Genomic DNA, 19,562 nt, shown 5'->3' on the forward strand with positions numbered 1-19,562 from the left:
GAATTCACGCGTCACCTCCTGCGTCAATCAACCCAGAATCGCGCATTGAAGCCAATCTATAGCGCAAGGTGCGCTCCGAAATTCCCAGACTGCGTGCCGTTTTGCCCCGGTGCCCGCCATGACGCGCGAGCGTTTGCAGGATCGCCTGGGCCTCTGATTGAAATGCAACATCAGAAAGCGATGCATTGGCCAAATTGGGCGTCACTGTAGCTGCGGTTTGAGCAGTCTCACTGACAGGCGATGCCGGGCGGTCAAAGACGATATGCTCAGACAAAATGCTTTGGTCCCTGCCAGCCAAAAGGACGGCGCGCCGAATGACATTTTCCAATTCGCGCACATTGCCCGGCCATGTGTGCGTCTCAAGCAAAGCCAGCGCCTGACCGGATATCCAACACGGCATTCCTGGCTTCGCCGCATGGCGCAGCAACATCCCAAAGGCGAGCGGAGCAATGTCCCCTGCTCGCTGGCGCAAAGCAGGCAACACCATGGGGAAAACGTTCAGCCTGTAGAGCAGGTCTTCGCGAAAATGCCCGGCTTCCACCTCAGTAGAAAGCGTGCGGTTCGTGGCGGCGACAATGCGCACATCGATCTTTACCGGTTTGGTCGCACCCAGAGGCAAGACTTCGCCTTCCTGCAAAGTCCGCAAAAGCTTCGCTTGCAAAGCGAGCGGCAGTTCACCGATCTCATCAAGCAGCAATGTGCCGCCATCTGCTGCCCGAAATAGGCCATCTCGCGCTTCGCCTGCCCCAGTAAAAGCGCCTTTGCGATGGCCGAATAACAGCCCTTCAAGCATCGCCTCTGGCATCGCTGCGCAATTTACTGCGACGAAAGGACCATCCGCTCGCGCGCTCATTGCATGAACAAAGCGTGCAAACACCTCTTTGCCAGTTCCAGTGGGACCTTCCAGCAGCACCGGAATTTCGCTCGCTGCGATGCGTTCTGCCAGCGTCAATAGGGCGAGGCTTTCATTGTCCGCCGCAATCGGCCAGCCATTTTGCGCTGCGCTCGCGATCAAGGCGGATTGGGCGACGGCTAAGTTACGCGCGTCATAGGCCAGCGTGATGCGCGCATCACCGGTCTTGGTCAGTGCAGGACGGTCGCATCGGATCAAATTGATCGCGATAAGATCTTTGCGCGTCCGATCGGCGATCGGCGGAAACGTGCCGTCTGTTCCAATGACCAACCGCTCTTGCTGCCAGCTCTGGGCCAGCAGTGGTATCGTGGGTTCGAGCAAGGACGCATGTGAACCGCTTTCTTCTGGAAAATTGCTATGCGGCAAACCGTCGCATCGCTGCGTCTCACTTGCCGGAAATTCATTGGGGAGCGCCCGCATTGTTCCACCTGTTTGTTACTGGTGGAAAGGATTTGCCGCATGGGCGGCCAAGATAGAGCAAATTTAATCACCCGTAGGACCCCCTAGTCCGGCGGTCTATTGCCCCAAGGCTTTTTATACGGGCACAAGTGAGCTCGCAAATTCGCAAAACTTCGTAGCCCTTAAACATTTTGGGACTTGGTCGCTCTTAGCCACAGCAGGTGTGCTCCGATGATCGGTTTGATCACCTGTTTTAGTTACTTGCACTAGACCACTTCGGGAGTTCGAATAATGTCTGTTATCAACACCAACACCTCAGCTCTGCGCGCTCAAAATGCGAGCATGCGGGCCAATGAAATGCTCGGCAGCGCGATGGAGCGTCTTTCCACCGGTAGCCGCATCAACAGCGCCGCAGACGACGCCGCCGGCCTTTCCATCGCAACCGGCTTTACCAGCGACATCCGCGCTTTGAACCAAGGTATCCGTAACGCTGGCGATGGTATCGCTCTGGCTCAAACCGCTGAAGGCGCTCTCGACGAAGTGTCGAATATGCTGCAGCGCGTTCGTGAACTGGCAGTCCAGTCGCAGAACGGCACGCTCGATGACACTGACCGCGGGTTCCTGGACACGGAAGTCACAGAACTAGCTTCACAGATCGCAGACATTCTGGACAACACTGAGTTTAACGGCGTTGCGCTGTTCAGCACAACTTCGGGGACCGACGTAACCGTTTCTATCCAGATCGATGCAGGCCGTTCGGTCGATATCACCAGCACTGCTATTGACGACACCAACCTCGATGCTGCTGGCCTCGACGTAAGCTCGGCCGCCAATGCGGCAACTGCAATCACCAACGTTGATGCAGGCCTTCAGGCGGTAAACACGGCGCGTTCTTCGCTCGGTGCGGGCCAGAACCGGCTCGAATCGGCGATCAACAACTTGACTACGACGTCGACCAACCTCGCAGATGCGCGTTCGCGGATCCAAGACACCGACTACGGTGCGGAAACCACGGCGCTCGCTAAAGCTCAGATCCTTGGACAGGCATCGACAGCGATGCTGGCTCAGGCGAACCAGTCGCAGCAGAATGTCCTATCGCTCCTACGGTAAGACCAAGACCAATAAGCTCCCCGCTGGGGTGGCAAGGAAAGCCCGGAACCGAGAGGTCTCCGGGCTTTTTGTTTGGATATCTGGCACACTCGTCAGAATTCTGCGCCTAAGTGTTACGCCGCGCTTCGATCCTGGTATTCGATCACTTCGAGCCAATTTCGCAGCCGGTTTTCTTCGAGCCGCGCTATCAGTGGGTTGGCATGGAATGGTAGCAGGAACTCAGCCATTGCCGTGGACCAATCGGCCTCCGCATCGAAGATAATCCCAAGTCCAAAAACGGCCGGGACATGAACATAAAAAAGCGGGCGTTCGTCGCTATCCGCCTGTTTCAAGAAATCCTCTACGGCAGTCAGAACGCCATTACGCGGTCCCCCCGCATCAAGAGCCACAGCAAACTGGCCCATCCCGCGCATTCCTCGGCCTTCCAAAACGCGATCTTCACCGAGCTTTACACCGTGATCATAGCTGTGTGGATGGCGCCAACCTGGCGGCACCTGCTCAGGCGCGTAGTAAAAATCGCGCCGCGCACATGGCCAGGAAACATCATGCATGAATGCCAAAAGCGGCTTACCCGCCTCTTTCTGGATCGCGTCAATCGCTTCAAGCTCATGATAGACGGTGTAATAATTGTGATCGCCATCAATGAACCAAGCATCGGCTGCCTCCGCAGTCTTTAACGCGTCCAGGCTGGTTTCAGCGATGTGGTGCACCACATCTTGATCTTTGGCCCATTGCGCAAATTCTGGCGCCGGCGCTGGGTCGATGCACGTCAATGAGCCACCATTTTCAACTGCCCGTTCTGCCAGCACCTTCGACATTGGCCCATATTCGCTGCCAATCTCAGAAATGTGTTTCACTTTCGCCTCGTCGAGGCAGGGCAGGATCAGGCTCGAAAATTCAGCCATCGAATGGATCAGGAGGTCGGTCATGCTGCGGCATCCTTGAGCTTAGCATTGGGAAGGGTTCGACTGGTCGGGGCTGGTTTGGCTAAAGCCTGCTTGCGATAGCGAATGGGTCGCAGGCTTACTTCGATCATTTGCGCCGCGCCATCATCGGCAGCGGCAGGTGGATTGACCAGCACAAATGCCGCCGGATCGGTGGCTTCAAGCAAGCCCGGACTGTGCGTCTTCAGACCATCAAATTGTACATCAAGCTGCTGTGGTTGCTCATCATTTTCCAGATCACCTTTGAGGCTGGAGACCGATGAACTGGTTATTCCACCAAGCTCAAACCACTCGAAAACCGACCCGAGTTGAAGCGCAATCGCTTTCGCTCCCGCCACAACAGGAATGCGCGCTGCATAGTAACCATCATGGGTAGAGTGGGCTTCAATCTGTGATTGCGCGCTGTCATTCGCCCCGAGATAGATGACCGGAATGGTGATCGAGCGACCAGCACTATCACTGTAGGAAAGACCAAGTCCGAAACGCGTCTGTGCGAACCATGACAACCGCGCATTCATATCCTCGCGCGCCAATTCAGCAGGCAAGAACATGCGCGCCGAACCTTTCATGTAGAACAATCCGCGCCGCCGCATTCCTTCATGCGCATGGTCTTCGTCAAACAAAGGAACAACCCGTTCGCTGCCCAGATTAACGTCGTGCTCGAAGGTCTTGAGCACGTCCAACTCATCGGGTTGCGGCAGGAACATAAAGCGCGTGAGAGTGCCCACGGCCCCTTCACGCAGCGCGCGGTCATGGCGGACATCGCTTTTGCGGATCACCGGCATAGTCTGCGCGCCTTTTGCGTAGCGAACCACGCCTTCTTGCACGGCGTCGCGAATATCGCTTTGCGCTCCTTTGACGCTGGGCGCCTTTCGAATTGGATCGCCATCTTCAGTGAAATCGACAACCGAACCAAGCTCGCAAGTCGCCAACTGCTCTAGCACCGCGACATTCCCGCACATCGCCTCAAGCAGCTCGGCATCGTAATGACGCGCGTCGATCAATCCGCTTTTGTCGAGGCCAGTTACAGCCATCTCGCGCAGCAGCAAATATCGGCCTGCGACATGGACGTCGAATGCCTCAGCAATCAATGAATCGATCCGGTCTTGCGCTGAACCATTGTAGCCCAGATCAACCAGCATCAGGGTATCGCCAGGCTTCGGGTCAAGAGATTTGCGAATATGCGCAATCATCCTGTCAGCACGCGCTCTTGCCCTCCGGCGAGTGAGTTTTTCGCGCGTGCCTTTGCGTAGCTCTTTGCGCAGGCGCTCGCTTGCTGCGACCTTCTCGGCATCGCTTTGAGGATCGCCAATAAGGGCCGCGATTTCGCTTTCCTCAAACAGCATCTGACGCGCAAGCGTGCTAGGATTGAGGCCATACTCAAGTGCGAACTGTTTTTGATATTCACTGTGCGACGTGAGCGAGGCGGCGATGGCGGTGAAACGGCTGATCTCAACGCGGGCAGTGCTTGGCATCTGGCCACTGGCCTGATGCACCAGATGCGGCAAATGCCCATCGCGCAACATAAAGAGCCAATGCACGGTGCCTCCGCGTTTTTCTTCCAACGCCTTGGCTTCGCCTCTAAGCCATTGATCGAATGCGTGAAAAACTGGACCCAGGACGCTGAGGCCCAAGCTTTGGGCCGCATCCTCCACCTGCGGCTCATCCTGCGAAAGAACGGCGCGATAAGGCATTAACCCGCGCAATTTGCCACGCGCATCACCAACCAGCTGCTGACACATGCGCTCAAACCGCAATCGCTGCCGTGCCGTTTCGCTAAACTGGACAAGGTGCAAAGCAGGGATACCGAGAGCCCTTGCGCCGTCAAAATCTGCGGCGTGATTATCGCCGATATGAAGCACCTCATGCGGCTGGCATTTCATGGCTTTCAGAACTTTGGCGAGCATCCCCTGAGACTTTGAAGCGCCTGCCTCGCTGGATGCAAAGACCCGGTCAATGAGGTCAGCGACCTCATCTCCCGCAGCAGCGCGGATTAGATCCTCAAGCTGTTTGGCACTCAAATAGGTGTCTGAGACGATGATGACCTTGTGCCCTGCCGATTTGGCGGCACGCATCAGCTCAACCGTCGGTTCAAACGCAAAACACGCCGCCGCCTCAGCAGCAAGCTCAGCCTCAATCGCGGCCTTGATTGCCGTCTCATCAGCGTTCGGCATCGCCTGGGCGTAGATCGCGGAAATGCCGATCTCGGAGCGGTTCTTTAGCGTTCCCTCAGCCTTGCGCGCGCGTTGCTCCGCTACGATCCGTTGAGCGATCGAGACATTGGGCAAGTCTGCAAAAATATCGCTGGGTGCAAAACAGTCGCGCCAGAGCAATGTGTCAAAACAGTCGAGTGATAGCACTCGTATCGTGTCGGGAGCATGCTCCAGTGCATCGGGCATCTGATGCGGCAATAGGCTTTGCGTCATTCGTCTCGTCCTGCGTCTAAAATGGCAAGACCAGCGCTACGCCTTCATGGTTTACGGTGTCGCAGCAGCGCCCTCCGCGCTATCACCTATGGCCGCTTCTTGACTTAAAGCGACTTGGTCCGAGCCGTCCCCCGTTTCGGTTGCGGGCACAGGTGTCGTGGGATTGACCGGGCGCGGGCGGCCTCTTTGACCACGAGCCGTGTTATCGAGCAGCAACAGCGAAATGCGACGATTTCGCGGGTCTGCCGGCGCGCCTGCGATTAGCGGTTCGGTATCGGCAACACCTTCAATTCGCGCAAAGCGCCCAGCGGCAATACCGGTGCGGATCAATTGCTGCCGAGTGGCTTCCGCGCGGCCCGCTGATAGCGACCAATTGTTCGCATTGACGCCAGAGCGCCATGGAAGAGAATCGGTGTGACCGCGCAAAATCAACGGATTGCGCTCCTCTTCAATCGCACCGCTAATAACCTTGATCAGTTCACGGGCGTCGTCAGTGAGGATTGTGGTGCCAAGCGCAAACATCGAAAAGTCAGCATCATCAACCAGATCGATACGAATGCCTTCGGGCGCGCGCATGACCCGCACTTGTCTGGCAAGCTGCGAAATCTTGCGGTTTTCGGCGAGCTTTTCGTCAATGGATTCTCGGATTTTGCGCATTCGGTCTTGAACCGTTTCACCTTCTGCGCCTCCCTCCATAGGACCACCTGTCCGACCGCGCGGCACAGTAATCGACAAAGTGCCCGTTTGACCGGCTGCATTGGGGTAATTGTCGACATCGGTGATCGAACTGCCGCCCAATGGACCATCGGACCCTGCGCTTTGCTGCCGGGTTTTGACCAGAGTGGGCGAGAAATAGTCAGCAATCCCTTTGCGCTGGTTTTCCTCAGTTGCCCCGAGCAGCCACAGCAGCAGAAAGAACGCCATCATTGCCGTCACAAAATCGGCATAAGCGACTTTCCACGCACCACCATGGTGACCGTCACCGCCTGCAACGATCACCTTTTTCACGATTATCGGAGCCGGAATTTCACTGGCACTGGCCGCCGCATCTGCCACCTTACTTACCCCGCATCATATCGAGCAGTTCGGTCAGCTTTGGCCGATGCGCTGGCGGCAAACCTGATCGCGCCGCTTCCAAAACGAGGGGCTGCGGATAGCCATGCAGGCTTGCGACAATCACCTGCTTGATCGAATGAAATATCTGCTGATCATGCGCGTTTACTTGCTTTAGCCGGCTCGCCATTGGACCTGCAAAACCATAGGCAAGCAGCACGCCCAAAAACGTCCCAACCAGCGCGCCGCCGATCATCTTACCCAGAATAGCGGGCGGCTGATCAATCGCGCCCATCGTTTTGATAATGCCAAGCACAGCTGCGACAATTCCCAGCGCGGGAAAGGCATCCGCGAGCGACTGGATCGCGTGTTGTGGCTCATCCATTTCGTGCAATTGAGATTTGATCGCGTGGTCAATCACATCCTCAACCGCATGCGTATCAAGCGTCCCGGAAGACACCACCATCAGTGTAAGCGGATCGCAGATCATGTTGACGATCACTTCGTCTTTTTGAAGCGAGGGGTATTCGCTGAAGATCGCGCTATTTTCGGGCTCTGTCACATGGCTTTCTAGCGCAACAGCCCCTTCGGACCGCAGCACTTTCATCAGCTTACTGGTTAGCGCGATAACATCGAGATGGTCCTGATCGGAGTATTTCGGGCCTTTGAAAACCTTGCCCAATCCGCCGCCAAGCAGCTTTAGCTCGTGCATGGAGTTGCCGATCAACGTGGCACCGATGGCCGCGCCGCCGATCATCATCATCTCCAGCGGAAGCGCCGCAAGGATCGGCCCCATAGCACCGCCCGCCAGGGTATACCCGCCAAAGACGAGCACAAGCAGTACAACGATACCAATGGCAGCGAACACGTCGAGGGTTTCCTTATTGGATTACAAACGGCGCTTTAGAGCGCGTTGAACAGGTTGAGCGAGCTAACGCGGGTGAAGGTGGTCTGGCTTGCTTCGAGTGCGGTCAGGGTTTGTTGCAGGCGCACGATCGTCTCTGCGATGTCTGTATCGGCAATGTCGGATCGCTTTTCCGCAACGTCGATGGCGCGATTGGTCTGGTCCTGCTGGATCATTTCAACCCAGGCGAGCCGCGTGCCAATCACCGTCTGACTGCGATTGGCGTTATCAATCGCTGCATCAATTCCCGCGAGCGCATCCTGCGCCGCCACCGCCGGATCAGCCGCCGCTCCGCGCAGGGCAGCGGCGAGATTGGTGATCACGGCAAATGTGTTGGTCGGCGTGCCATCGACGTCGAATTCGAACAATTGATCGCCGGTCACGCCGCGCTCAATCTCAGTACCGGGCGCCACTGGGACAGCGCCGTTCTCGCCATTGCCATTATAGGTGACCACGCCGCTTGCATCGCGTACAAAGGCGGGGTTACCGGCGGTGCCAGCAAACAGCGGAGCGCCGGTGATCGAGCGCGCATTGGAGCGGGCAAACAATTCGTCCGCCATCTGCTCAAGCTCTTCCGCAATGGCCGCACGGCCATCTTCGCCAACGGGATCATTTGCCGCCGCCACAGAAAGCTCACGCGCGCGTTGAAGCAAGGACACCACCCCGCCGATTTGATTGGCACCTTCGGACAAATCCTGTTCCAGCCGCGCGGCATTTTCCTCTTCGGTTGCTCCGCGAACTTCAAGCCGTTCAAGCGCGCGCAATCGTGCCGCACCCACCGGATCATCGGACCCGCGTTGCAATCGCTGACCAGTCGCAATCTCGGTTTGAAAGCGCTCTACGGATTGGCGCAAATTGCCCATCTGGGTGATCGAGCGCTCAAAAAAGGCGCCGGTTGAATTGCCGACAAAGGTCATATTCTAAGCTCCTTCAAGATCAACGCAGGCCAAGGATGGTGTCAAACAGATCGGTCGCGACCTGCATCACGCGGCTATTGGCCTCGAATGCCTGTTGCAGGCGGATGAGGTTGGCGGCTTCGGTATCAAGATCGACCCCTGTTTCCGTGAGCAATTCCGCTTCTGCGCTGGCATTGATAATCGCCAGTCCTTCGCGTGTTGTTTCTAGCCCTGCGATACGGCTCGAAAGCGTGAGTAAAGTGCGGTCAATCGCAGCGATTGGCCCGTCATCTGCGCCAAAGGCCGCGATCAAACCGCTCAAATTGCCAGTGTCGCGGCTGCCCGGTGGAGACCCCGCGGCGGCAAGTGCCAGTCCCGATCCATCTTCCAGAACCAAAGTGATATCCGACGCATCGGTGCCTGAGAAAAGCGGTTGGCCAGTTGTTCCATCCAGTGCCACACCTGAGCTTTGCGCTGCATTGGCACGGGTGATCGTGGCAAGAGCCGCAGCGTTCAAGTCAGCCTGACGCGAAGCAATATCGACCAATGATGAGGCGCGCCCTGCCATTGCTCCACTAACGGGCGCAAATGAGTTTCCGTCGACATCAATTGTGGTCGTGCCATCGGCAGCCACACTTGCGCTCACAGTATTTGCCGTGACACCTGATACCAACAAAACGCCGGTCTCGCCCGCTGGAGGAGGGTTGGCCTCAAGCCGCACTTCTGCCCGGCCACGATCATCAAATGTCACGACCGTACCGAATTCAGCGGCAATATCGCGCAGAGTCGCATCGCGCGCGTCGAGCAAAGAGGCTTGCGCGGCGGTGCCATCACGCGCGTTCGACAATTCCTGATTGATCCGCGCCAACTCAACCGCTGCGCCATTTACCAGTTCCACGCCGACGCCCACATCCGCTTCGACCAGAGCGCGCGAATTGTTCAAAGACGTATCAGCAAACTGGAACGTCAACGCCATTTGCCGCGCGGTCTCAATCGCGCCAGAGCGCAAGGCGGGATCGGTCGGATCACTTTCTAGCAGAGTTAGTGAGGCTTCAAAGTCGATAAGGCTGCGATAGAGCCCCGTATTTTCGAGGGCAGTTTCCGCATCGCGCATACCGGTCAATTCAGCTTCAGCGCGGGCCAAATCCGATGCGCTGTCGCGCGCCTGTCGCTGGATCAATTCGCTATTGGCGCGCTGTACCCCGCCAATCCGGACACCGCTCAGTGTGCCGCGCGTTTGAAAATCAATCGTTGCGGTGGCGGTGTACTCGGTGACGCTCAACGTACGCCGGACATAGTCCGGGTTCGACGCATTGGCGATATTCTGCGCGGTTAGCTCGATCTGAGCCCGCGCGGCTGCCGCACCTGAGCGGCCAATGGTGATGAGAGAGCTGGTCATTATGGGTCCTCATTACCGGCAACGAATTGAGCAAGCTGTTCCTCGATACTCCGTGCAAACCCGAATGCGCCCGACCGCGAGGCAAGTTCGGCAAAGTGTTCATTACGCATTTGCTCAAACTGTTTGAGGCCGCCGCCGGTTAGCGGCGTGTCCTCTGCAAAGCTGGCAGCGCGCGCCGCTTCCAGCATGCGGCGGACCATGATCGCCTCAAAACCTTGCGCGGCTTCGCGCAAGGCTTGGCGTTGGGGGCTCAGCCCGGTGGTTTGCGCAGCGCCAGTGGGACGGACCGATGGGATCACAGGACAACCATTTCGGCTTGCAACGCGCCAGCCTGCTTTAAGCTTTCGAGGATTACGACCAGATCAGACGCGCCCACACCCAGCAGGTTCAGCGCATCGACAATCTCGCTCAAGTTCGCCGCTCCTGGAAACAGCGCCACACGGCTATCGATTTGTTCGACCGTGATTTCGGTGTTCTCTTCAACCGCCGTTTCGCCATTAGCAAACGGCTCAGGCTGAACCACGCGAGGTGCCTCATCTATGCGGATTACCAGCTTGCCGTGACTGATCGCAGCGGGCGCAAGCCGCACCGCTTGGTTGATAACGACCGTGCCCGTTCGCGAGTTTACGATCACGCGGGCCGCAACGGGCGCAGGCGTTACCGCTAACATCTCAATATCGGCCAGAACAGCCGCGCGCTGATCATTGCCAAACGGCAGAGCAAGCTCAATGCTCACCCCATCCGCAATGCTCGCCATGCCAGGATAGCGTTCATTCACAGCATCGCGAACCCGGCTTGCCGTCAGGAAATCGGCTTGGTGCAGGTTAAAGCGAAGCGATGAGGATTGCTCAAAGCCGGTCGCAACCGCCTTTTCAACCGTAGCCCCATCGGCGATCCGGCCCACAGTGGTCACATTCACAGTAAGCTGCGAACCATCGCGGCCACTCACTCCCAAACCGCCAACCGCAACATTGCCCTGCGCCATCGCATAGACCTGGCCATCGGCACCATAAAGCGGCGCGAGCACCAAAGCCCCGCCGCGCAAGGACCGCGCTTGGCCAAGCGTTGAGACAGTGATGTCGATCCGCTGCCCCGGCTTTGCAAAGGCAGGCAATTCAGCGGTGATGATGACGGCGGCGGCATTGCGCAGATTGGGGCTAACGCCGGGTGGCAATTGCAACCCAAGCCGCCCGGAAACCCCGCGCATAGCTTCTGTTACATAGGCGAGATTGTCATCGCCGGTCCCTTGCAGGCCAACAACAACGCCGTAGCCGGTGAGCTGGTTTGCACGCAGTCCTTCAAACTGGCCGAGATCGCGAATACGCTCCGCCGAGGCACTAACCGGGGTCAGCGCGGCAATAAACGCAATCAGCGCGGCGAGAAAAGCAAACCGGCGCATCAGAACGGCGACAATGCTGTGAAGAAGCGCGACAGCCAGCCCGGACGGCTGGCCTGTTGAACCGCGCCGCTGCCGCCATAAATGACCCGCGCATTGGCAACGCGCGATGAAGGCAATGTGTTGTCGGCATCAATATCGACCAGCCGGATGCGGCCAGTAAACTGGACCCATTCTTCACCCTGGCTCAGCGACATTTGCTTTTCTCCGACGACCTCTGCGGTCCCATTGGGATAGATCGCAGCGATCGTGACCGTGACAGAACCTGTCAGTTGGCTTTGCTGCGCCGCGCTTCCGCTGCCTGAGAACGACCCTCCGGCTGAAGCATTAAGGGCATTGGGATTGAGGAAGCTGAAGATCCCTGCGCTGGGCGGGATGATCGAGGCACTGCCATCGCGCGAGGTATCGCCCGAAGTGCTTTTGGATGTGGTGGTGCTTTCGAGCAGCAGGATCGTGACCATATCGCCTAGCCCGCGTGCACGATTGCCAACGATCAGCGGCGCATATCCAGTGCTTGCCTGATAAATTGCGCCTTTGCTTTCTGCACCTGCACCGACGGGTGGAGCAGATTGAAGCGGCGGCGGCGGCGCGGCAAAGCTCATCTCTGGCCGACCACCGCCACCAAGGCAGGCAGACAGCGACAAGGCGACAAGGGACACAAGGGCGAGGCGGCTTAGTTTTAGCATTATCGGCCTCACAAAGTCTGATTGGCGTTGCGCAGCATTTCGTCGACTGCACTCACCATCTTGGAATTGATTTCATAGGCGCGCTGAGCTTCGATCATGTCGACCAGCTCTTCGACGACGCTGACATTGGAGCCTTCCAGCATCCCTTGGCGGATTTGGCCGCGCCCTTGTTGGCCGGCGGCGCCCACTTCGGCCTGTCCGCTGCCAGCGGTTTCAACGAGAAAATTATCGCCGATGGAGCGCAGGCCTGCAGGGTTGGCAAAGCTTGCGACTTGCAACTGCCCCACCTGCACCGGCGCCGCTTGCCCCGGTTGCGTTGCGCTCACCGTGCCATCGGGTGAAATGGTCACGTTCTGCGAATTTGCAGGGATTTGGATCGGCGGGGTAACCGAATAGCCCTGCGCCGTTACCAGATTGCCCTCTGGAGAAAGGGTGAAGTTTCCTGCCCGAGTATAGGCAACCTGTCCGCCCGGCGGTAGTTCGACCTGAAAGAAGCCGTTGCCATCAAGCGCCAGATCCAGCGCATTGCCGGACTGGTTGAGGGTGCCCTGACTGTCGATCCGGGTCGTGCCTTGCACCTGTACGCCGGTCCCGAGATTGAGGCCGATGGCATAAGCGGTCTGATTGGTCGATTGTTGGCCCGCAACGCGTTGTTCTTGATAAGCAAGTGTCGCGAAATCAGGGCGATCACGCTTGAACCCGGCGGTGCTGATATTGGCCAGATTGTTGGCGATGACGCGCATACGCACATCTTGCGCTTCGAGCCCAGTACGGGCGACATGGAGGGCGGAAGTTGGCATGATTTAAGTCCTGCTTTTGAAAATTGGGGTAAGCATCAAGCGTCAGCTCATGCCCATCAAGCGCGCGCCTGCTTCGTCGATCTGGCCAGCGGTCTGGATGACTTTGGCGCGCTGTTCGAAGGCGCGCTGCGCTTCGATCATATCGACCAAAGTGGCTGCGGTTTTGACGTTCGATTGTTCTAATGCGCCCGGAATAACCTTGGCTGTGGGGTCAGCAGGCAAGACGCCGCCGCCTGGCACTTTGAGGAAACTGTCGATCCCCTTGGCAAGCGGACTGCCTTCTGCAGAAACCAATTTGATCCGGTCGAGCTGCTGAGCCTCTGCGCCTGCTTCGCCTGTATCTAGGCCAGTGACTGTGCCGTCCTGCGCAATGTTGATCTGAAAACCTGCCGGCACCGTGATCGGCGCGCCGCCTTCGCCCAGAACGGGCAAGCCTTCGCCATTTTCCAGCAACCCCGTGGCCGATATTCGCAAATCGCCGCGCCGCGAGTAAATCTCGCCGCCACCCGGTGCCGAATAGGCAATTAGAGCTTCCCCTTGCACCGCAATATCGAGCGGCTTTCCCGTTCGCGTAATCTCGGCCTGCCCCATATCGGCAGAACGCACCATACCGCGCGCCAGCGCGCGCGCCTCGATAGAGCCATCGCGCAGAGTTGCAGGGGTGACGGAGAATATCTCCTGCCGAAAACCCGGAGTCGAGGCATTGGCGAGATTGTTCGCCACCACGCGCTGACGGTTCATGGCGGCATCCATGCCCGTCAGCGCGGTGTAGATCAGGCGGTCCATATCGCGGTCCTAACTCAGCCGGTTAACGCTGAAGGTTCAGAACCGTCTGCGAAATCGCAGTGGCGGTATCGATGGCGCGAGCATTGGCCTGGAAATTACGCTGAGCGGTCAACAGCGAAACCATCTCTTCGGCAAGATCAACGTTTGATCGTTCAAGCGAACCGCTAAGCAACTGGCCAAGATTGCCGATACCTGGTTGACCATATTCAGGCGTGCCGGAGTTTACAGTGGCTTCCCAATTGGTCTCACCAATCGGGCGCAAACCTCCTGTTGCAGCAAAGGTTGCCAAGGCAATCATGGCCACCGGCTCGTTCGTGCCATCGGTGTAAGTTGCACCAATCACGCCTTGTGCGTTGATCGAAACGCTAGCGAGAGCAGCCCCGCCCGCATTGTTGGTGGGCACCACAACGTCACCCGGCACGGTGCTGGTTGGAACGCCAGCAGCATCGACAGGAAATGCTTGGATTCGGTCACCGAAGGCATTCTGCAATTCACCACTTGCGACCAGTTGCAGGTTTCCATTGCGGGTAAATTTGATGTCACCTGAGACGCTATCAGCGGTCACCAGAAAGCCATCGCCATTCACTGCCACATCCAGCACACGCCCCGACTGCTCGAGCTGTCCAAGGCCGAAGTCTTGCGTGATTGCAGACACGCGCGCGCCAATTCCCGGCGACGTGCGCGGGTCAGAGCTGCCGCCTGTTGCAACGAGATCGGCAAACTGTGCGTTCGATTTCTTGAAGCCCGCAGTTTCTGCGTTGGCGATATTGTTAGAGATCACACGCAGATCCGTTTCTGCATTGCGCATGCCACTAAGAGAAGTGAAGAAAGACATGGTCGGGTTCCTTGATTGGTTTCGGAGTTAGTGGGGGGAGGAGAGTTAAGCGGCGATCGGAGGCGGCGCTGCATCTGAACTTGCGGCAGCAGCTTCAGCCGCGGCATTGGCGCGTTCCTGAGCTGCGATCAGCGCGTCCAGCTTGTCAGAGATGTCAGCCAGCGTGGCACGCGAGACGGTTTCATTCTCAAGCGAAGAGAATTGCGCCAATTGCGCGACCATATCTTCATTGCTTTGCGGCTCTAGCGGGTCCTGATTGGCCAATTGCGCCGTCATCAGCCGCAAAAAATCCTCTGAATCGAGCGCCGCCGCCGCGCTTTGGCGTTGCAGTGTCGATGGCGCGTTCAATTGGTTGAGCGTGTCTTGCAGCGGACTGTTTCGCTGAGTGTTAGAGATTTCCATATTCAATTGCTCCTGAGGGTTTCGAGCATCAGCTGCTTTGCGGTTTGAAGGGCTTGCACCATGTTCTGGTACTGGCGGGCGCTTTCCATGATTTCGACCATCTCGGCGCTCTCATCGACGGGAGCGACAAAGACATGGCCGGTCTCATCGGCGAGCGGATTGCTGGGTTCGTAACGCTTGGTCGGCGTCGCATCGGCGCGCACCAAACCATCGCTGCGCACGCTTGAAAGGCCGCTTGCACGGTCAAGCTCAACGGCAAAAACAGCGCGGATAGGTTGGTAGGCTTCGGCCTCGCTGGAGGCGACTGTGCTGGCATTTGCGAGGTTCGATGTCGCCGCATTCATACGCACCATTTGCGCCGACATCGCCTGCTGGCTCATGGAGAAGAGTGTGGGACGAGTAGTGTCAGGCATGCCTATTCTCCTTTCAGCGCGCGGGTGATGGTGTTGACCTTGCCCTGCACGAAGCTGAGTGTGGCTGAGTAGGCGAGCGCATTTTCGGCAAAGGCGACCTGTTCGCGGCCAAGCTCTACCGTGTTGCCATCAAGGCTGGGCATGGTCGGGAGACGATAGAGAAGCTCGGTCTCGCCCGCTGGGGCATGCATGCCGCGCATGTCGGAAAGACGCGCATCAAGCGCCGCGTTGAAATCGACATCGCGGGCTTTGAAACCGGGTGTCGCTGCGTTTGCGATATTGGAAGCTATCACCCCCATTCGCTGCGATCGCAGCTCCAATGCTGCCCCGTGTATGCCAAAAATCTGTTCGTTCATGGGTCCGACTGGCTCCAGAATTGAAACGTGTGGAATTGAGTTCGCACGTATCTCTGCAGCAAGCGTGCCAAACCCGCCGAACACCTGAAATGAGCAGTGTTCACCCCCATTTGCCCCGAGTTGCGGCAAACCATTGCAGGCCATCCGGCAAAGCCCTGCCCGCTTAAGCAATTGCCCGTGGCACCGTTCTAATCCGTGCAAGCCCAACCAAATCCGGCCAGCGCGTCTACGGGAGAGATCATGCCAGCACAGAACCTCGCCTTGCTGGATGCAGAAGCGCTGGTGGTTGTTCTGGCAGGCACACTGCTGGCAACGATTGCGCGATGCGGATTTGCTGACATGCGGGCTGCGGGCAGTGCGCTTGCTAAGCTGGGTCAAACACGTTTTGATGAGGACGCAAACCGGGCTGCTATCGCGCGCTGCGCACCCGAAATCCGCAGGCGCGGGCATCTCAGTGCAGACCCACAGCTGCCGCCTGACGGATCGCTTGCGCGGCTCGTAAATGCCTATCGCAAAAGTGGCTCCATCGACGCGCTGCATGTCGCATCAAGAGGCGAGCGAGCAGCGCGAGAAGTTGCCCGCAGGCAAGCCATGCACGTGTTCGACTATGCAGGCGAAGTCGCCCCGATTTTTGGTCTGGTGGGAACTCTGTTTGCAATCACGCAGCTGACACCCACCGGCGCCGACAGCACGACCGAGGTTATGATGAGCGGGGTCGCAACCGCTGTGCTGTCTTCGCTTTACGGTGTACTCACAGCCAACCTCATCTGTGTCCCGCTCGCAGGTGCAATTGAGCGGCGCGGTGAGAGCGAAGAATGCGCACGCGCGCGGCTGATCGACTTCTTTGAAGCCGAAGTCACAGGTGAACGGCCTGCTGCACATTCCAATTTGCCGTCGGTAATCAGGGATGCAGCATGAGAACGCGGCGTGCTCACTCGTGGCAATTGATCCTCGCGGATCTGTCCTTGATCCTGTTCCTAGTCACGCTGACGGCCCTTGCCGGGCGAGAGGCAGACAATCCGCCCTCCTCTGCCCTAGTCGAAGATGAAACGCGAATACCCGACATTGCCTCGGCTCAGGCGCTTTACAGACCCGATCCGTTTGGCCCTTCGATTTCAGACTGGTTGAGCGAGCAAGCCCCGGATTCGCGCGCTACCCTGACTATCTTTGCAAGTCATGGAGCCGATGATCGCAGTGCCGTGTGGGAGGTCGCGCAGGCGCTTGCAAGTGATGCACGGGGCCAGGGATTCGATGTGCGCGTGGTGATCACGCTAGGATCGCCGAGCGATATTTATGCCAGCCTTGCCTATGATGCGATGGTCACCACCGAATAACGTCATGCAACCTCGATGCGATTGCGTCCTGCGTTTTTGGCCTCATAAAGAGCAGCGTCTGCCCGGGCGAGCGCATCGCGCGTGTCTTTGACCCCGTCGACTTTCGCAATGCCCGCTGAAAAGGTTATCTTGCCAAACGGCTTTCCACTTTCGCGGTTCATCATCGTTTTCATTGACTGTGCGCGGCGGATACCGTCGAGTTTGAGCATGGCGTCATCCAGATCGAGGCCATAAAACAAGACCACAAATTCCTCGCCACCATGGCGCGCGACAAAGCAAGTGTCGCTGGCGGCAGAATTCAATGTGCTCGCAATCGCGACCAACACCCGGTCGCCGGCATCATGACCATGCTTATCATTGATCGCCTTGAAATGATCGACGTCACAAAACGCGACACAAAGCGGGTTGCTGGTCTGCTGGGCCTGTTGCGCAGCGCTTATCAAGCGACGTTCAAAACTGCGCCGATTGGGCAGCCGGGTAAGGTGGTCGACATCCGCTTCCGTGCGGGCCTTGGCAAGGCTGGCGCGCAATTGCTCGGTTTCTTGCTGGCTGCGCTCCATCGCGCTTTCAACCTGGCAAATCCGCTCAACCATCGCGCGTGAAAGGGCAAGCACCCGGTCGACATCGCCAGCCGGAAATTTCTCCGGTTTTTTCGAGGCCATTTCAGCAATCTGCGCATCAATGGCTCCGCGATGTTCGCTCGTTTCATCCGCCGCGGACTTGGCAGTCTGGCCAAAGCGCATCAGCGAATATTCCATCCGGTCCATCAACTGCTCAAGTTCGTTCATGCGCTCGCCCGTTTCGGGATCCAGCCTTATGATCGTATCGAGCCAACGTTGATCAATCGGTTCACCTGAATACTCGCGTTCCGCAAATGCTTGGGCCAGCGCAGCGTTGGAACCTGAAAGCGCCATGCAAATGGCGACGAGGTTCTTGCCTGTCGCATTAAGATCGTGCTTCGCGATGAACTCCTTGATCCGATCAAGCAGTTCAGCGCGGGCCGCATGCGCGCGGCTGTTAGTGATATCCATTGGCGGCTGGAACGGCGCATTCATGGGGAGCAACTCCGGTGTCGTCTTTTTCTTTGCTCATCGCCTTAGCTGGCGCGGGTTTATCACCGTGAACCGCAGACACTGTTGCAAACACCTAGTGATCCAGATGGCACGCAGCTTGCTTTTGGTGGGTTCAGACTGATCATCAGGAGACCTGAATTGACCACCCCCAAACTAATGATGCGGCACGAATTGCGCCTAATCGCCGCGGCCACGGCTATTGCGTGCCTGCCGCTATTGGCAGTCGCCACCTCTGCGCAATCGAACCCACCCTCAAACATAACCGATCCAGCAGAGATCGACCGAGTTGTTGGCTCCTTTACAGGTGTTGCAATCGGGGAAGTTGGAGGAGCGCGGGTGCCAGCAGATCGACGATTGCGATTGGCCAGATGCGCAAGCCCGCTGGAAGTCAGCTGGTACGGGCGCAATCGCAGCACTGTGCAGGTTTCATGCGCTGGGCCGGAAAGCTGGCGTATCTTCGTTGCCACCAACCCTGCCCAACAAGCCACCGAGGCCACCCCTGTGGTCACGCGCGGAGACCCCATTACCGTTCAAGTGCGCGGGCGTGGCTTTAGTGTGCAACAATCGGGCGAAGCGTTGGAAAATGGCGCTTTGGGCGATTGGATCGGCGTGCGCACATCGCGCAATGCCACCCCTATCCGCGCCCAGATTGAGCGGCCGGGCCTTGCAATTATCCCAGCGCAATAACCCTCGCCCACCTATGTATGCGACCGTAGGGCTTAAACTCCTCTCGATATCGCCGTTCAAGGTTTCAGAACATTCACTTGGAGACGCATCATGCCCTCTTTCGAACTGAGCAAATTGCAGGCGGTCGCGAGCCCCCGGGCTCTATCGGAAGCCGACCGTACACCGATTGACCCGCGCACAGCAGCGCGTCCGTCAGGCGTTTCCTCGCCTGCGGCAAGCGATGCTGGCGTATCAATCGAAGTGAGCGCAGCCGTCGATCCAGCGAAGCCGCCGGTCAACCAAGACCGCGTGTCTGAAATTCGCGATGCCTTGCGCAAAGGCAGCTACCCATTGGTGCCAACGCAAATCGCCGATGCGATGATCGCTGCACAATTCAGCTATGAGGTTCAGCGATGACGCCCCCTCTGCCCCAATTGCAGGGTGACACCTTAGCGGCAAACCTACGGCAAATGATTGCCGTTTTGGAACAAGAGCGGCAAGCGCTTGCCACCCTGGATGCCGATGAGCTGTTCGACGCTGCTCATCAAAAAGAAGCCTTGTGCGATATCCTTACGCCGATTGGCCCCGGCCTGCTCGATACGCAAACACTGGAGCTGGTGAAAACCGCGCGCGCGCTCAACGATGTAAACCGGCGGGTGCGCAACCTTTTGGCGGCCAATGTCACCGCGCGGCTTGAGGCCATGGGTGCCTCACAGCATACCTATGCACCAAGCAATGCGGCGCTTGCCTAAGCCCTCCAGGCCATCCGCA

23 protein-coding genes are annotated in these 19,562 nt (G+C 57.9%); 6 read left to right on the forward strand and 17 right to left on the reverse strand.

Features of this window, described 5'->3' with window-relative positions; translation table 11 throughout:
* Positions 1-4: 4 nt before the first annotated feature.
* Complete coding sequence (locus tag AC0V6N_RS12065; protein ID WP_486171791.1) at positions 5-1,333, reverse strand: sigma-54 interaction domain-containing protein; 1,329 nt, start codon at positions 1,331-1,333, stop codon at positions 5-7.
* 270 nt (positions 1,334-1,603) lie between these two features.
* Here AC0V6N_RS12065 and AC0V6N_RS12070 point away from each other — a divergent pair, with 270 nt between their 5' ends.
* On the forward strand, positions 1,604-2,422 hold the full coding sequence (locus AC0V6N_RS12070; protein ID WP_486171792.1) for a flagellin N-terminal helical domain-containing protein: 819 nt from the start codon (positions 1,604-1,606) through the stop codon (positions 2,420-2,422).
* A 113-nt stretch (positions 2,423-2,535) separates the two neighbouring features.
* Here the strand turns inward: AC0V6N_RS12070 and AC0V6N_RS12075 are convergent, their stop codons facing one another.
* The 15 genes from AC0V6N_RS12075 to flgB are packed head-to-tail and all read right to left on the reverse strand — an operon-like array spanning position 2,536 to position 15,718.
* Positions 2,536-3,351, reverse strand: coding sequence for a class I SAM-dependent methyltransferase (locus AC0V6N_RS12075; protein ID WP_486171793.1), 816 nt, complete (start codon positions 3,349-3,351; stop codon positions 2,536-2,538).
* Positions 3,348-5,792, reverse strand: a complete 2,445-nt coding sequence (locus AC0V6N_RS12080; RefSeq protein WP_486171794.1) for an HAD family hydrolase — start codon at positions 5,790-5,792, stop codon at positions 3,348-3,350. The genes AC0V6N_RS12075 and AC0V6N_RS12080 overlap by 4 nt, the downstream gene beginning before the upstream one ends.
* Before the next feature lie 51 nt (positions 5,793-5,843).
* Positions 5,844-6,848, reverse strand: a complete 1,005-nt coding sequence (locus AC0V6N_RS12085; protein ID WP_486171795.1) for a flagellar motor protein MotB — start codon at positions 6,846-6,848, stop codon at positions 5,844-5,846.
* Position 6,849: 1 nt separating this feature from the next.
* Positions 6,850-7,713, reverse strand: a complete 864-nt coding sequence (gene motA, locus AC0V6N_RS12090; protein ID WP_486171796.1) for a flagellar motor stator protein MotA — start codon at positions 7,711-7,713, stop codon at positions 6,850-6,852.
* Between the two features lie 35 nt (positions 7,714-7,748).
* Positions 7,749-8,666, reverse strand: a complete 918-nt coding sequence (locus AC0V6N_RS12095) for a flagellin N-terminal helical domain-containing protein (RefSeq protein WP_486171797.1) — start codon at positions 8,664-8,666, stop codon at positions 7,749-7,751.
* Between the two features lie 19 nt (positions 8,667-8,685).
* Positions 8,686-10,044 (reverse strand): flagellar hook-associated protein FlgK, encoded by a 1,359-nt coding sequence (locus AC0V6N_RS12100; RefSeq protein ID WP_486171798.1) that lies wholly within the window; start codon positions 10,042-10,044, stop codon positions 8,686-8,688.
* Positions 10,044-10,343, reverse strand: a complete 300-nt coding sequence (locus AC0V6N_RS12105) for a rod-binding protein (protein ID WP_486171799.1) — start codon at positions 10,341-10,343, stop codon at positions 10,044-10,046. Before AC0V6N_RS12105 ends, AC0V6N_RS12100 begins: the two co-directional genes overlap by 1 nt.
* Entirely contained in the window at positions 10,340-11,443 is a 1,104-nt protein-coding gene (locus AC0V6N_RS12110; RefSeq protein ID WP_486171800.1) for a flagellar basal body P-ring protein FlgI, read from the reverse strand. The genes AC0V6N_RS12105 and AC0V6N_RS12110 overlap by 4 nt, the downstream gene beginning before the upstream one ends.
* Positions 11,443-12,126, reverse strand: coding sequence for a flagellar basal body L-ring protein FlgH (locus AC0V6N_RS12115; RefSeq protein WP_486171801.1), 684 nt, complete (start codon positions 12,124-12,126; stop codon positions 11,443-11,445). The genes AC0V6N_RS12110 and AC0V6N_RS12115 overlap by 1 nt, the downstream gene beginning before the upstream one ends.
* Before the next feature lie 8 nt (positions 12,127-12,134).
* Entirely contained in the window at positions 12,135-12,926 is a 792-nt protein-coding gene (gene flgG, locus AC0V6N_RS12120; RefSeq protein WP_486171802.1) for a flagellar basal-body rod protein FlgG, read from the reverse strand.
* A 42-nt stretch (positions 12,927-12,968) separates the two neighbouring features.
* On the reverse strand, positions 12,969-13,712 hold the full coding sequence (locus AC0V6N_RS12125; RefSeq protein WP_486171803.1) for a flagellar basal body rod protein FlgF: 744 nt from the start codon (positions 13,710-13,712) through the stop codon (positions 12,969-12,971).
* Between the two features lie 22 nt (positions 13,713-13,734).
* Positions 13,735-14,547: a flagellar hook-basal body complex protein gene (locus AC0V6N_RS12130; protein ID WP_486171804.1), complete on the reverse strand. Its 813-nt coding sequence runs from the start codon at positions 14,545-14,547 to the stop codon at positions 13,735-13,737.
* A gap of 45 nt (positions 14,548-14,592) precedes the next feature.
* Entirely contained in the window at positions 14,593-14,949 is a 357-nt protein-coding gene (locus AC0V6N_RS12135) for a flagellar hook assembly protein FlgD (RefSeq protein WP_486171805.1), read from the reverse strand.
* A 2-nt stretch (positions 14,950-14,951) separates the two neighbouring features.
* Complete coding sequence (gene flgC / locus AC0V6N_RS12140) at positions 14,952-15,362, reverse strand: flagellar basal body rod protein FlgC (RefSeq protein WP_486171806.1); 411 nt, start codon at positions 15,360-15,362, stop codon at positions 14,952-14,954.
* A 2-nt stretch (positions 15,363-15,364) separates the two neighbouring features.
* Positions 15,365-15,718, reverse strand: a complete 354-nt coding sequence (gene flgB / locus AC0V6N_RS12145) for a flagellar basal body rod protein FlgB (protein WP_486171807.1) — start codon at positions 15,716-15,718, stop codon at positions 15,365-15,367.
* Positions 15,719-15,958: 240 nt separating this feature from the next.
* Here flgB and AC0V6N_RS12150 point away from each other — a divergent pair, with 240 nt between their 5' ends.
* Positions 15,959-16,636 carry a MotA/TolQ/ExbB proton channel family protein gene (locus AC0V6N_RS12150; protein WP_486171808.1) on the forward strand — a complete coding sequence of 226 codons (678 nt, stop codon included), beginning with the start codon at positions 15,959-15,961 and terminating at the stop codon, positions 16,634-16,636.
* A complete protein-coding gene (locus tag AC0V6N_RS12155) occupies positions 16,633-17,052 on the forward strand; it encodes a hypothetical protein (RefSeq protein ID WP_486171809.1) in 420 nt (139 codons plus the stop codon). The genes AC0V6N_RS12150 and AC0V6N_RS12155 overlap by 4 nt, the downstream gene beginning before the upstream one ends.
* Before the next feature lie 2 nt (positions 17,053-17,054).
* Here the strand turns inward: AC0V6N_RS12155 and AC0V6N_RS12160 are convergent, their stop codons facing one another.
* Entirely contained in the window at positions 17,055-18,083 is a 1,029-nt protein-coding gene (locus tag AC0V6N_RS12160) for a GGDEF domain-containing protein (protein ID WP_486171810.1), read from the reverse strand.
* 180 nt (positions 18,084-18,263) lie between these two features.
* Between AC0V6N_RS12160 and AC0V6N_RS12165 the strand changes: the two genes are divergently transcribed.
* The 3 genes from AC0V6N_RS12165 (at position 18,264) to AC0V6N_RS12175 (ending at position 19,543) form a co-directional block, all read left to right on the forward strand.
* The gene (locus tag AC0V6N_RS12165) at positions 18,264-18,812 is read left to right on the forward strand and encodes a flagella basal body P-ring formation protein FlgA (RefSeq protein WP_486171811.1); all 549 of its coding nucleotides are present in this window, start codon (positions 18,264-18,266) and stop codon (positions 18,810-18,812) included.
* A 90-nt stretch (positions 18,813-18,902) separates the two neighbouring features.
* Positions 18,903-19,208: a flagellar biosynthesis anti-sigma factor FlgM gene (locus AC0V6N_RS12170; RefSeq protein WP_486171812.1), complete on the forward strand. Its 306-nt coding sequence runs from the start codon at positions 18,903-18,905 to the stop codon at positions 19,206-19,208.
* Positions 19,205-19,543, forward strand: coding sequence for a flagellar protein FlgN (locus AC0V6N_RS12175; RefSeq protein WP_486171813.1), 339 nt, complete (start codon positions 19,205-19,207; stop codon positions 19,541-19,543). Before AC0V6N_RS12170 ends, AC0V6N_RS12175 begins: the two co-directional genes overlap by 4 nt.
* The last annotated feature ends 19 nt before the right edge of the window (positions 19,544-19,562 follow it).

The organism is Erythrobacter sp. S57(2025) (assembly GCF_057365055.1).